Genomic DNA, 13,060 nt, shown 5'->3' with positions numbered 1-13,060 from the left:
AATGGTCCCAGGGAGCGCGCAAACTAGCCGATTTCAGCCGTTCGGGTACTCCAGAAAATATGCATCCCGCAATGCATCTTCGAGCAGCCGGCCTTCGGAATAGCCGTTCAGAGTCGCAGGCCGGCTGACACCATCGAGCAGGCGCGGGCACGGTTCGGGGGCGCCGAGCACGGTGCGGACCGGAATGCGCTCCGCATAGACCGGCAGCGCATAGTCCTCGTCATCGTCGGCGACGCCCTTGGCGCGGATCTTGGCCGAGGCTTCCTCGATTTCCATTGCGATGAAGGACGTCGCCTTGATTTCCTGCGTGGTGCTCGGTCGCAGGCCGGCGGTGCGATCCGGGAAGAAGCGATCGACCATGGCGATCACCGCGCGCTCCTTCTCATCAGGATCGGTGACGAGATAGGCCGTGCCGAACGCCATCACGGCGCGGTAGTCGGCGGAATGGTTGAAGCCGCAGCGTGCCAGCACGAGGCTGTCGAGATGGGCGACCGTCAGGCAGACGCGCTCGCCCTTGCTCTGGTTGCGCAGCATGCGGCTGGCGCTCGATCCGTGCCAATACAGCCTGGTGCCCTCGCGCCAGAAGAAGGTCGGCGTACAATAGGGCTGGCCGTCGATTGCGTAGGAGACGTGGCACAGCATCGAGGAATCCAGGATGCGATGAACCGTGTCGTGATCATAGAAGCCGCGGTCGTGCCGGCGCTTCACCTGGTTGCGTGCCGATGTCGGATAGGAATTCGAGGTCTCGGTCTGGCTCACAGCCGCTCCTGCTCGGATGGAAGAAATCCGGAGCAGTTGTAGCGGCGCATTTGGTCTGCGATAGTTCCAATTCCATGCAAAAAATTCCGACCAATTCGTCCTCCCGAGCCAAGCCCGAGCTTCCGCTCGACCTCACCAGCCCTCACGTCACGGCCGGCGCTTCCGCGGCGCACCGGCTCTATCAGGCGCTGTGCGAGATGATCGTCTCCGGCCTGGTCAGACCGGGCGAGCCGCTGCCGCCGTCGCGCACGCTGGCGAGGCAGACCGGCTTCCGCCGCAACGCCGTCGTCACCGCCTATGAGCGCCTGATCGCCGACGGCTTTGCCGACGCGACGGTCGGCTCCGGAACGTTCGTCGCGGCGCGTATACCCCAGCGCGCCGCCGAGCCGAACAAGCCGAAGGTCGTTCTCGAAGCGCCAAAGCAAGGCGCGTTTGCGCTTGGCTGCACCCATATCGACGAACGCGCCGTGCAGCGTTTTCGCGCTTTCGTCGGCCGCCGCATGCGCGCATTCGGAACCGAGCACCTGCATTATGGCGACCCTCGCGGCAGCCGCGAGCTGCGCGTGGCGATCGCCGACCATCTGTTGTCGGCGCGGGGGCTGCGTTGCGATCCCGACCAGATCATGCTGACCTCGGGCACGCTGCACGCGCTGCGCATCGTGCTGAGCGCGATCCTGAAATCCAGCGACCAGGTCTGGTGCGAGGACCCGGGCTATCCCGCCGCGCGAAAAACCATCGTCCATTGCGGTTATCGCACTGTGCCTGTCGCGGTGGACGAGCACGGGATGCGCGTCGCCAAAGGCCGCATCGCGGCACCGTCCGCGCGCGCGGCCTACGTTACGCCGTCGCACCAGTTTCCACTTGGCGTGCAGATGTCGATGCCGCGACGGCTCGAGCTTCTGGACTGGGCCAAACAGGCCGGCGCATTCGTGCTCGAGGACGATTACGACAGCGAGTTCCGTTATGACGGCGCGCCGCTGATGTCGCTCGCCGGCATCGATCGGCTCCAGCGCGTGATCTATCTCGGCACCTTTGCCAAGACGCTGTTTCCGGGCCTGCGCATCGGCTATTGCGCCCTGCCCGAACGCCTGATCGCGGAGGTGACGGCGGCGCGGGCGGCGCTCGACCGCTTTCCCGGCACGCTGATGGAGGGCGCGGTGGCGGACATGCTCAATTCCGGCGCCTTCGCCGCGAATCTGAAGCGCGTGCGGAAACTCTATCGCGAGGCGCGCGACGTGCTCGCCGAGAGGCTGGAAGTCGCATCCGGTGGCGCGCTTTCGGTGCCGGTGCCCTCACAAGGCCTGCATCTTGTCGCCCGGTTCGATCCTGCCGTCGATCCGGCGGTGGCGGCGCTGGCCAAGCAGGCGGCCGGCGCCGAAGGCTGGCTATTGGCCGACACCTATTCGCGCGGGCGTCCCCTGCCCGGCTTCGTGCTGGGATTTTCCGGACATCCCGTGCCGCAGCTCGTGGCGTCCGCGGAACGTCTCGCGAGGGAATCGCGCGCAGCCTTGGCCGCAAAAGGAAAACCGGCCCGCCGGGCCTGACGAAGCTTCACTATCAGAATCGCCCGCCGCTCCCTAGATTGCGGCATCGATTCCGGGACCTCACATCATGCTGCTGCGCCACGCGACCTGCCTCTCGCTGCTGATCTCCATCGCGCTTGTCTCGACGGCACGCGCTGCCACAGTCGGACGTGAGCAGGATATCGGCGATCTGAAGCTCGGCCAGCGCGTGCACGTGGATGACGGAACCTGCCCCGCCGGTCAGCTCAGGGAAGTGCGCGGCGCGAAGATGACCGACAAGGGAGTCTCGCGCACGAGTTCCTGCGTGCCCCGGCACGGACCGAAAACGAAGTAAGGATCCAGGACTATTTCGCCGGATCGAACATGCACTGCAGGGTCGGTTTGGCGATCTTGGTGAAGGTCGGGCCGATCTCGCTGTGCTTGGAGGCCGGTACCCAATCTGTCTCGATGGTGGGCACGCCGGTCTCGCTGATGCCGCGCAGCAGCGCTTCGCGCAGATCGCGATCCTCGACGGCCGCGGCGGCGTGATCGTGCAGGCAGCCGCAGACCGCTTCCGGATGCTGCCAGCGCCCGAGCATGTGCGGCGCACACTGGCGCACGAATTCGCCACGCGGATCGGGTAGCCTGGAAGGTGAGCGGACCTGCGCCTGAACGGAGTTGATCGTCAGAAGGGACACGAACGCTGCGGCGCAGAGACGAAGCAACATGATAGTTTTGCCGGCTGTTTCGTTGTGTGCAGTCAGAAGCGCGCGGCGACCATGATCGGCTGAGCGGCCGGAACCGCAACGGGCGAGCCGCTGTACTGGAAGGTACCGACACCGGGGAGATTGCCGTCGGGCGCACCCGCCAACGAGGAGCCGGCGAGCACGAAACCGAAAGCAAGGATGAAGCTGAGCGCGCGCATGATCTGTGTCCCAATTCTGTGACCGGCGGTGCGCCGTCGTCGTTATCAGCCTGATAACCATGGGCGGTTTCGCGCGTGATGCGCGAAAAACTGAAAATGGTTTCGTCTTCGTGAGAATTGTTTCGTCCCGGCCACGGCGACGAAACAATTCTCGGAAAATGCCAGTTATTTCAGATAGGTCTGGCGGCAGGCCAAAGTCGCCTGCCAAGTTCCGGCGCCGGCACGGACGTGCACCCCGCCCAGGCGTTGTCACGCGGCCGCCGCGCGCGCTTCACATGCATTTTACGTTTTCTGCTGAAAGGGCGGCAAAAGAAGGCTGGATCCTGTCGAACCGGAATTGGTTCAGCAACGACCCAAGCCATCGAAACCGAGACGCCCGGATCATCGGGCGCATTCACGTGAGGGATGGCCATGATGGCGGGAAATCGCGCAACGCCGCGCGATGAAAATCCACCGACGGAGCGCGCAGATCAACCGATCATTCGCGGCAGCACCGGCGCAATGGCGCTGCAATCGAGCCGCGGCCTCGAGGCGGCGCCGCAGACGTTCGTGCGACTGACCGGATCGCGCCTTGCGACGCCGCGCGATCGCCGCCGGGTGAACGCGAGCGCGTTGCAGGAGTGAACGCGGAGCGCCTCATTGCGTGAAGAACTCGCCGCACTTCTGGACGTTTGCGTCCGCCGGTCCCCACGGCATGATCGGCACGGTCGAGGTCGAGTTCTTGGGCGAGCCTTCGATCAGCTTGTCTGAATAGACCATGTAGACCAGCACGTTGCGCTTGGCGTCGCAGCCGCGCACGATCTGCATCTTCTTGAAGAACAGCGACCGGCGCTGGCGGAACATGTCGTCGCCCTGCTCCATTTTGTGCTTGAACTTGACCGGACCGACCTGGCGGCAGGCCAGCGAGATATCCGAGACCTCCTCGGCAAGGCCGAGCCAGCCTTTGAAGCCGCCCTTCTCCGGCACCGTGAAATGACAGGCGACGCCTTCGACTTCGGGATCGTCGAGACCATAGGTCGCGAGCTTGTCGTTCGGGCTCATCCATTTGAACACGGTAGAGCGGCGGAAGATCAGATCAGGTTCGTCGGCCGCAGATGCCGACGCCATTGGCGCGGTCAGAGCCAGGAGGAATAAAGCGAGGCCTTTCAGACGGATGCTCGAAAGACCGGGGAAACGAGATGACATGAAGTTCTCCGCTAACAAGTCCCCGCAATGTAGGAACGCAAGCGGCGGTCAGGAAGGCGGCAGAGGAGCGGACCCGGCCGCCGTTTACCGCTCCGTGAGGCTTTTTTGCTACGCCTTGGACAAAAGTAGCTGATGGCAGAACCGCGCTGCTGGTGAACGCGTATCCCCTTTGCGAGACTAACGTCTGATTTGGATAATGGATTCGAGGATGAACAGCGTGAACGGGTGGGGTTCGCCTGCCAAGCCGGCACGGCTGTGGCAGGTCGCCATGTTGACGGCGGCGGGTGCGATCGGCGCAACCAGCGAAGCAAACGCAGCATTTTATTACTGGACGGACTATTCCGACCGGCCCTACTACGCCCGGCCGAACCGGCTTCCCGAAATACCGCGCCAGAAGCCGCAAAAGCGCGGCGCCGCAAGCAAGAAGGACGTCGTTGTCGAGAAGGAAGCCGGCACCAAGCCGCAAGGGCCACTCGTCATTGTCGTCTCGATCGACCGGCAGAAGATGACGGTCTACGACAAAGCCGGCGTGTTCGCGGAATCACCGGTGTCGACGGGCATGAAGGGCCACTCGACGCCGATGGGCGTGTTCAGCATCATCCAGAAGCACAAATTCCACCGTTCCAACCTCTATAGCGGCGCGCCGATGCCGTACATGCAGCGGATCACCTGGTCCGGCGTCGCGATGCATGCTGGCGCGCTGCCGGGCTATCCGGCCTCGCATGGCTGCATCCGCATGCCCATGGCGTTCGCGATGAAGATGTGGAACTGGACCAGGATGGGCGCGCGCGTGATCGTGGCGCCCGGCCAGGTGTCGCCGCAAAGCTTCTCCCATCCCGTGCTCGCCTCCATGCGCGTGCCGCCGCAGCCCGCCGCGAGCCTCGCGCCGCAGACCAATGTCGCTGACAAGGCCGATAAGGGCACGACCGAAGCCAAGCCGGTCGAGACCAAGACGGCCAGCGCCGACAGCGTGGTCGAGCTGCGCACCTCGGTCGGCCACACCGTGTTGTCGGACGTGACCACCGGCCATGCGGCTGCGCGCGAGGAAGCCGCGGCGACGGCCGACGAGGTCAAGACGGCCGAAGCGGCCAAGCCTGCGTCCGAAGACGCCGCCAAGCCGGCGACCGAGAACAAGCCTGCCGACAAGGTCGACCCGGTCAAAACGGAAGCCGCGAAGGCACCCGATGCGCCGGCGCTCGCCACCGCACCCGATGCAAAGAAGGACGAGGGCCGCCTCACCGATCCTGCGCCGGCGGCAAAGCCGGACACACCCAAGCGGGCCGGCCAGATTGCCGTCTTCATCAGCCGCAAGGATTCCAAGCTCTATGTGCGGCAGAATTTTGCGCCGCTGTTCGAGGTGCCTGTCACGATCGCCGCGAGCGACCGGCCGCTCGGCACGCATGTCTTCACCGCCGAGCTCGACAAGGCCGATGCCAACACGCTGCACTGGTCGGTGGTGTCGCTGCCCGTGTCCGCCCGTTCCGTGGCGCGCGAGGACGACAACCGCGTGGCGCGCCGCCAGCGCGGTGCCGCCGTGATCCCCGTCGCCGCAAAACCGGTGGTGACGCCGGACAGCCCAGCCGAAGCCCTCAACCGCATCTCGGTCCCCACTGAGACCATGGCGAAAATCAACGAGATGCTGACGTCAGGCGGCTCGATCATCGTCTCCGACCAGGGCATCAACCAGGGCGAGACCGGCGAAGGTACCGACTTCATCGTCCGCCTGTACTAGCTCTCTCGCAGGACCGATAACGCGGTGTTGACGCGCGAGGCCGCAGTGGCGGAGTAATCTGCCCTCGGATCATCTCGGGGGACGCCGTCATGATGAATCGCAGAACCGTGCTGAGCGTCACGCTTGCGGGCGCGTTCGCGCCTGTCACGCGCGCCCTCGCCGATGGCGCCATGAGCCGGATCTCGGCCTACGCCTTCTCCTTCCCCGCATTGTCAGGCGACGACATCCGCCTCGCCACGTTCACCGGCAAACCGCTGCTGGTGGTGAACACGGCCTCGCTCTGTGGCTACACGCCGCAATATGCCGGCCTGCAGGAAATCTGGAACGAGTTTCGCGGGCGCGGACTCACCGTGATCGGCGTGCCGTCCAACGATTTCGGCGGCCAGGAGCCCGGTGGCAGCAGCGAGATCACGCAGACCGCTCACCACCAATATGGCGTTACCTTCCCGATCACGGCCAAGGCTGCGGTGGTCGGTGCGAGGGCGCATCCCTTCTACAAATGGGCCGCGGAAGCCCGACCGAAGGAAGTTCCGCGCTGGAACTTCCACAAATACCTGATCGGCCGCGACGGCTATATCGCGGAGGTATTTCCATCCGCCGTCGATCCGGCCGACACGCGGATCAAGACCGCGATTGCAAGGGCCCTGGCCGACACTTGACTCACGTGCACGACTCAAGTGCACGCCATCCGGCTGGGCACAATTGCGACGCGGCATCAAACAGCCGTTGCAATGGCGATGGCCCACCATCTAGGCTAGGATTGTTTTGGGCAGGACGGTTTTTGCCGCAGGCGAAAAGCCACGGCGGAACAACGGGATCAATCTCGAGGGACATCACCATGCGCGTGGCGGCAGGACTGATTTTAGCAGGTGCGATGTCGGTGGCGCTCTCCGGCGCCGCATGGTCGCAGACGCCGGCCGCGAAGCCCGCGGCCGCACCGCAAGCCGCGCCGGCGGCAACACCAGCGGCCGCAACGTCCCCAGGTCCAGCGCCCGCAGCAGCGGCTGCGGCGCCAGCGGGCTTCGTCAATCCGCCCCCGCCGAAACAGCCGCCGCAGCCGGCCCGCGCGGCCTGCAACACGCCGGGCGCCCTCGGCGTCGCCCGCACGGTCGAGATCGACACCACGGGTGGTCCCGGCTTCGGCTTCGAGCACTTCAAGGAGCTCGACTTCCTGCGTGACAAGGAGGTCGTGCTGACCTTCGACGATGGCCCCTGGCCGCGCAACACGCCCGCGGTGCTGAAGGCGCTCGCGGACGAATGCACCACCGGAATCTTCTTCATCATCGGCAAGCACGCGACCTACGAGCCGGAGGTCCTCAAGCAGGTCTACGCAGCCGGCCACACCGTCGGCGCCCACACTTGGTCGCACGCCAACCTCAACAACAAGAAGCTCAACGAAGCGCAGCGCAAGGACGAGATCGAGAAGGGCTTCGCGGCGGTGAAGTGGGCGCTCGGCGGCATCTCGCCCGCGCCGTTCTTCCGCTTCCCGGCGCTGCAGCATCCGCCCGAGATGGTCACCTATCTCGGCAACCGCAATGTCGCGAGCTTCTCCTGCGACATCGACTCGTTCGACTTCAAGGCTTCCAAGCCCGAGAAGATCGTCGAGACCGTGATGAAGAAGCTCGACACCAAGGGCAAGGGCATCATCCTGATGCACGACTTCCAGAAGCACACCGCGGAGGCCCTACCCGAGCTGCTCAAGCGGCTGAAGGCCGGCGGCTACAAGGTGGTCGCGATGCGCGCCAAGTTCCCGGCCTCGACGCTGCCGGAATACGACCAGGAGCTGCTCAAGGACCTCAAGCTGCCGACGGTGAGTCAGCGCCCGGTCAATTCGGTGGTGACCACCGTTTCCGAATAGTAGGCCATTGTCTTTCCGCTTCGAAGGCTACGTCATCGTCTCCGCGGACGGCATGCTCGCCGATCCGTCGCACATCATGCCTGAGACGTTGAAATTCGAAGGTGACAAGCGGTTCTTCGAGCAGGCGCTCGATCGCGCCGCGCTGATCGTGCACGGCCGCAACTCGCACGAGCAGCAGCCGAATTCGGCCAGCCGCAAGCGGCTGATCCTGACCCGCAAGATCAGGGACCTCACCGTCGATCCCGAGATGCCGAACGCGACGCTGTGGAATCCTGAGCATGCGAGCTTCGAGGAGGCCTGCGCCTTCGCCGACGTCGCATCCGGCATGGTCGCCATCATCGGCGGCCCGGTCGTGTTCGACCTGTTCATGGACCGCTACGACACGTTCTGGCTGTCGGAGGCTCCGCATGTGCGGCTGCCCGGCGGTGAAGGCTGCTTCGTCGGCGTACCCCAGCGCACGCCTCACGAGGTGCTGGCTGCGCGCGGGATGAGGCCGGGTGCGCCCTACCTCCTCGACGCGGCGCATGAGGTGACCGTGACCCCGTGGCGGCGGGGGTAGCCTGCCGGCAGTGGCGGCGCTTACGCCGGCTCCGACTCAAACTGGAAAAACAACCCCATGCACAGTACCGGCAACGTCATACCGTTGCACATATTGTTGATGTATCGCGCTAAAATTGGTCCCGCCGCCGGCCAGCGCAAAGCCGGCTAGCATATTTGCCGAGACCCGAAAATCGGCCCCGACGGCGGTCGTGGCGCTATAGCCAACGTCCGAGGCGCGGCGTCAATACGGGCCAACGGCTGCGACACACCGTATCAATAGACTGAGACAAAAGAGCAAAAACTAACCCACGGCCAGAATGAGCGACGACTGCACGACGACTAGTCCGACGGACGCTTCCGGATTGAATGACGATGTCGCCCCGATATCGTCCCTGCTGCCGGCATTCGGCTTCAGCGCCGATCAGATGGAGACGGAGGCGAACATCGCGGCGTGGCGGGAAGCCGTCGCCACGCTGTTCGAGGTGGACGAGCTCGCCGCCGGCGAACCGGGCCCGTTTCGCGCCGACCTAAGCTCCTACTCCATGGGACCGGTGCTGATCGGGCTGAGCCGTGCCAGCGGCCAGCGTTTCCGCCGGACGGCCGAAACGATCGCGCGCAGCGGCGTCGACCACATCATCCTCCAGCTCTATCTGAAGGGCGGCTATGACGGCGTTGCCGGCACACGGCCGATGCGCGTACGCGCCGGCGACATCTGCCTGTTCGATCTCGCCCAGGCGCTGGAGACCAAGGCGACGGCGTTCGAGAATGTCACGCTGGTCGTGCCGCGCCCGATGTTCGCCGCCCATGTCTTGCGGGTCGATGATTTGCATGGCCTGGTGCTGCCGGGCAGCAGCGTGATCGCGCGATTGCTGGCGGGGCATCTCACCGCCCTGTTCGAATTTGCCCCGCGCATGAGCCTCGACGAATGCCAATCCGTGGTCGAGGGCACGGTGTCGCTGCTGGCCGCGTGCCTTCGCAACGAAATCGAACGGGGCGAGGCCGATGCCGACCATGGCGTCGCGGCAAGCCCGTCCTTGATGCGGATCCGCCAATATATCGAGGCTGGCCTTGCCAGCGAGGATCTGTCGGCCAATTCGATCGCCGCCCATTTCGGCCTGTCCCGGGCCTCGCTGTACCGGCTGTTCGCCCCGGTCGGCGGCATCGCCGACTACATCCGCAGCCGCCGGCTGCACCGCGCCTTCTTCGACCTCGCCAATTCGGGCGCGCGGGGCCCCCGGATCAGCGAGGTGGCACGGCGCTGGCAGCTCGGCACCGACGCGCATTTCACGCGCTCGTTCAAGGCCGCCTACGGCATCACGCCCCGCGCCGCACGGGAGGCCGCCCTGCTCGGCCGACAGCACGGCAGCGATGGAGCGAGCAGCGCGACGATTTCCCGCTGGATGCGCGAGATCGCGCCGCCGAGAGCGGAGTGACCGCTAGACGTCGCCGTAGGCCGCCTCGGCCGGACGCGTGGTGCGGCCATAGCCGATGATCATGCAGAGCGCGCCGATGATCGAGAGGTTCTTGAGCGCGTCGACCAGCATCTTGGCGTTGTCGGGCGCCGCCATGTTCCAGAAATCGTAGAACAGGACGGTCGCGACGGCGACGTAGACGATCAGCAGCATCGCGAAGAAACGCGCGCCGAAATTCAGCGCGATCATCAGCCCTGCAATGATCTCGAGCCCGCCGATCGCGATCGCCAAGAGCTGCGGCGTGGTCATGGCGGTCGCCGTCTCGACCTGCTGGGCATAAGGCGCGACGACATCGGGCACCACGAGCTTGGTTGCGATGACGTCGGCGGTGGCCTGGATGGCAAACAGCTTGGTCGCGCCCGTGTAGATGAACAGCACGGCGAACAGGATTCGCCCGAAAGTCACGAACGCTGGCATGATCGGCCTCTTGGCAAGCTCAGAGCGCAGAACGCTTGAGGAGATTATGGAGAGTCGTGCGCCGGTTTACAAACGGGGAAATGGCGAACTGATAGGAATTCAAAATTGCCGGTCTCTTCCCTTCTCCCCCTTGTGGGAGAAGGTGGCTCGCCGCGAAGGGCGAGACGGATGAGGGGTATCTATCGGCACGGGCAACTCGCGAGATCCCGACTCGCGGAAACAGCCCCCTCATCCGGCGCCACGGCCGAAGCTTCGCTTCGGCGTCGCTAAGAACGGCGGCCGAAGGCCGCCTATGCCACCTTCTCCCACAAGGGGAGAAGGATTGCACCTCCAGCGGCGCGACAGCGGTGCCTTACGTAAACAACGTCGGCTGCTGCCGCGAGGCGCGTTCCTGCGCTTCCACCACGGCCACGGCCGTCATGTTGAGGATGCCGCGTGCCGTCACCGAGGGGGTGAGGATATGCGCGGGGCGCGCCGGGCCGACCAGGATCGGGCCGACGGGCAGCGCGTCCGCCAGCGACTTGATCATCTGATAGGCGACGTTGGCAGTATCCAGGGTCGGCATGATCAGGATGTTGGCCTCGCCCTCCAGCTTGGAATGCGGCAGCACCATCCTTCGCGCAGCTGCGGAGAGCGCGGTGTCGCCCTGCATTTCGCCGTCGGCCTCGATCTCCGGATGCTTGTCCTTCAGAAGCTGGGTCGCCAGCCGCATCTTGCGCGAGGAATCGGTGTCGTAGCTGCCGAAATCCGAATGCGAGACGAAGGCGATCTTCGGCTTGATGTTGAAGCGCTGGACGTGGACCGCGGCGAGCGATGCGATCTCGGCAAGCTCCTCCGCGCTCGGATTGGGGCGAACTTGCGTGTCGGCGATGAAGAAGGCGCCTTTGCTGGTGATCAATAGCGCCAGCGCCGCATAGTCGCTGATTCCAGGCGAGAAGCCGACGATCTCGCGGACGTGGCGCAGATGGCTCATGTAGCGGCCCTCGACGCCGCAGAGCATGGCGTCTGCTTCCCCGCGCGTCACCGCAAGCGCGGCGATCACCGTATTGTTGGTGCGCACCACGGTGCGGGCTGCATCCGGCGTCACGCCGCGGCGACCGGCGACCTCGACATAGGACTGCACGTAGGAGCGGTAGCGCGGATCGTCCTCGGGATTGACGAGGTCGAAATCCTTGCCGGCCCGGATCGAGAGGCCGAAGCGCTTGATGCGCGCCTCCACGACCGACGGACGGCCGACCAGGATCGGCCGCGCCAGCTTTTCCTCCAGCACGACTTGCGTGGCGCGCAGCACGCGCTCGTCCTCGCCTTCGGCATAGATCACGCGCACCGGCTGGGTCTTGGCCTTGGCGAACATCGGCTTCATGACGAGGCCGGAGCGGAAGGCGAAGCGCTCGAGCAGCGCGGTGTATTCGTCGAAATTGGTGATGGGGCGCGTTGCGACGCCCGATTCCATCGCCGCCTTCGCCACGGCCGGCGCGATGCGCAAGATCAACCTGGGATCAAAGGGGCTCGGGATCAGCGAGCCCGGACCGAAGCCCTGCGTCTCGCCGGTGTCGAAACCCTGCGCGACGGCATCCGACGGCGCCTCGCGCGCGAGCTGCGCGATCGCCTCGACGGCGGCCTGCTTCATCTCCTCGTTGATCGCGGTGGCGCCGACGTCGAGCGCCCCACGGAAGATGAAGGGAAAGCAGAGGACATTGTTGACCTGGTTCGGGTAGTCGGAACGGCCGGTGCAGATCATGGCGTCGGGGCGCGCCTTGCGCGCCTCTTCCGGCATGATTTCCGGCACGGGATTGGCGAGCGCCATGATCAAAGGCTTGTCGGCCATCGCCTTGGCCATCTCCGGCTTGAGCACGCCCGGCGCCGAGAGCCCGATGAAGATGTCGGCGCCGCCGATCACGTCGGCGAGCGTGCGCTTGTCGGTCTTCTGCGCATAGACCGCCTTCCAGCGGTCCATCGAGGTGTTGCGGCCCTCGTGCACGAGGCCGTCGATGTCGCAGACCCAGATGTTCTTGCGCTGCGCGCCCATTGAGACCAGGAGATTGAGTGTCGCGATCGCCGCGGCCCCTGCCCCCGACGCGACGATCTTGACCTCGGACAGCTTCTTGCCGTTCAGCCTCAAACCATTGGTGATGGCGGCGGCGACGATGATCGCAGTGCCGTGCTGGTCGTCGTGGAAGACCGGAATCTTCATGCGCTCCTTCAAGCGCGCTTCGATCTCGAAGCATTCCGGTCCGCGGATGTCCTCCAGATTGATGCCGCCGAAGGTCGGCTCCAGCGCGGCCACGGTCTCGACCACACGGTCGATGGTGTCGGCGGCGATCTCGATGTCGAACACGTCGATGCCGGCGAATTTCTTGAACAGGACCGCCTTGCCTTCCATCACCGGCTTGGAGGCCAGCGGACCGATATTGCCGAGGCCGAGCACCGCGGTGCCGTTGGAGACCACGGCAACCAGATTGGCGCGCGTGGTGAGCGTGGCCGCCTCGGCCGGGTTCTTGGCGATCTCGGTGCAGGCCGCGGCGACGCCTGGCGAATAGGCCAGCGCAAGGTCGCGCTGGTTGGCAAGCGGCTTGCTTGCCTGGATCTCGAGCTTTCCAGGGCGCGGCAGACGGTGGTAGGCGAGCGCCGCCTGGTGGAGATCATCAGAATAGGACGACATGCGGTGTC

At 65.2% G+C, this 13,060-nt stretch carries 14 protein-coding genes; 8 read left to right on the top strand and 6 right to left on the bottom strand.

The window, feature by feature from the left end:
- Window positions 1-33 precede the first annotated feature (33 nt).
- Window positions 34-759, bottom strand: a complete 726-nt coding sequence (locus I6F09_RS02420) for a pyridoxamine 5'-phosphate oxidase family protein (protein ID WP_225187374.1) — start codon at window positions 757-759, stop codon at window positions 34-36.
- A gap of 74 nt (window positions 760-833) precedes the next feature.
- On the opposite strand from I6F09_RS02420, the gene I6F09_RS02415 reads away from it, so the two are divergent.
- Together I6F09_RS02415 and I6F09_RS02410 are read left to right on the top strand one after the other, a co-directional pair.
- Window positions 834-2,303 carry a PLP-dependent aminotransferase family protein gene (locus tag I6F09_RS02415; RefSeq protein WP_225187373.1) on the top strand — a complete coding sequence of 490 codons (1,470 nt, stop codon included), beginning with the start codon at window positions 834-836 and terminating at the stop codon, window positions 2,301-2,303.
- A 67-nt stretch (window positions 2,304-2,370) separates the two neighbouring features.
- The gene (locus tag I6F09_RS02410) at window positions 2,371-2,616 is read left to right on the top strand and encodes a DUF6719 family protein (RefSeq protein ID WP_225155956.1); all 246 of its coding nucleotides are present in this window, start codon (window positions 2,371-2,373) and stop codon (window positions 2,614-2,616) included.
- A gap of 10 nt (window positions 2,617-2,626) precedes the next feature.
- Here the strand turns inward: I6F09_RS02410 and I6F09_RS02405 are convergent, their stop codons facing one another.
- Both I6F09_RS02405 and I6F09_RS02400 read right to left on the bottom strand, forming a co-directional pair.
- The gene (locus I6F09_RS02405) at window positions 2,627-2,989 is read right to left on the bottom strand and encodes a hypothetical protein (RefSeq protein ID WP_036022768.1); all 363 of its coding nucleotides are present in this window, start codon (window positions 2,987-2,989) and stop codon (window positions 2,627-2,629) included.
- A gap of 32 nt (window positions 2,990-3,021) precedes the next feature.
- Window positions 3,022-3,186: a hypothetical protein gene (locus I6F09_RS02400; RefSeq protein ID WP_167361658.1), complete on the bottom strand. Its 165-nt coding sequence runs from the start codon at window positions 3,184-3,186 to the stop codon at window positions 3,022-3,024.
- 414 nt (window positions 3,187-3,600) lie between these two features.
- Here I6F09_RS02400 and I6F09_RS02395 point away from each other — a divergent pair, with 414 nt between their 5' ends.
- Window positions 3,601-3,810 (top strand): hypothetical protein, encoded by a 210-nt coding sequence (locus tag I6F09_RS02395; RefSeq protein WP_311735374.1) that lies wholly within the window; start codon window positions 3,601-3,603, stop codon window positions 3,808-3,810.
- 12 nt (window positions 3,811-3,822) lie between these two features.
- On the opposite strand, the gene I6F09_RS02390 is transcribed toward I6F09_RS02395, so the two are convergent.
- Complete coding sequence (locus tag I6F09_RS02390) at window positions 3,823-4,371, bottom strand: CreA family protein (protein ID WP_036000425.1); 549 nt, start codon at window positions 4,369-4,371, stop codon at window positions 3,823-3,825.
- 208 nt (window positions 4,372-4,579) lie between these two features.
- Here I6F09_RS02390 and I6F09_RS02385 point away from each other — a divergent pair, with 208 nt between their 5' ends.
- The 5 genes from I6F09_RS02385 to I6F09_RS02365 all read left to right on the top strand — a co-directional run bounded on the left by I6F09_RS02385 (window position 4,580) and on the right by I6F09_RS02365 (window position 9,934).
- Entirely contained in the window at window positions 4,580-6,103 is a 1,524-nt protein-coding gene (locus tag I6F09_RS02385; RefSeq protein ID WP_225114137.1) for a L,D-transpeptidase, read from the top strand.
- Window positions 6,104-6,192: 89 nt separating this feature from the next.
- Window positions 6,193-6,762, top strand: a complete 570-nt coding sequence (locus I6F09_RS02380; protein ID WP_225150919.1) for a glutathione peroxidase — start codon at window positions 6,193-6,195, stop codon at window positions 6,760-6,762.
- Between the two features lie 179 nt (window positions 6,763-6,941).
- The gene (locus tag I6F09_RS02375; RefSeq protein WP_225155954.1) at window positions 6,942-7,961 is read left to right on the top strand and encodes a polysaccharide deacetylase family protein; all 1,020 of its coding nucleotides are present in this window, start codon (window positions 6,942-6,944) and stop codon (window positions 7,959-7,961) included.
- 7 nt (window positions 7,962-7,968) lie between these two features.
- Entirely contained in the window at window positions 7,969-8,520 is a 552-nt protein-coding gene (locus I6F09_RS02370; RefSeq protein WP_225150921.1) for a dihydrofolate reductase, read from the top strand.
- A gap of 298 nt (window positions 8,521-8,818) precedes the next feature.
- Window positions 8,819-9,934 carry a helix-turn-helix domain-containing protein gene (locus tag I6F09_RS02365; protein WP_225187372.1) on the top strand — a complete coding sequence of 372 codons (1,116 nt, stop codon included), beginning with the start codon at window positions 8,819-8,821 and terminating at the stop codon, window positions 9,932-9,934.
- A 3-nt stretch (window positions 9,935-9,937) separates the two neighbouring features.
- Here I6F09_RS02365 and I6F09_RS02360 read toward each other — a convergent pair whose 3' ends face one another.
- Entirely contained in the window at window positions 9,938-10,390 is a 453-nt protein-coding gene (locus tag I6F09_RS02360) for a DoxX family membrane protein (RefSeq protein WP_036000486.1), read from the bottom strand.
- Window positions 10,391-10,742: 352 nt separating this feature from the next.
- A complete protein-coding gene (locus tag I6F09_RS02355; protein ID WP_225140286.1) occupies window positions 10,743-13,052 on the bottom strand; it encodes an NADP-dependent malic enzyme in 2,310 nt (769 codons plus the stop codon).
- Window positions 13,053-13,060: the final 8 nt, after the last annotated feature.

The sequence above is a fragment of the Bradyrhizobium sp. IC3195 genome (genome assembly GCF_020193585.1).
Taxonomy (GTDB): Bacteria; Pseudomonadota; Alphaproteobacteria; order Rhizobiales; family Xanthobacteraceae; genus Bradyrhizobium; species Bradyrhizobium yuanmingense.
This window is presented reverse-complemented; position numbering and strand designations above follow the sequence as displayed.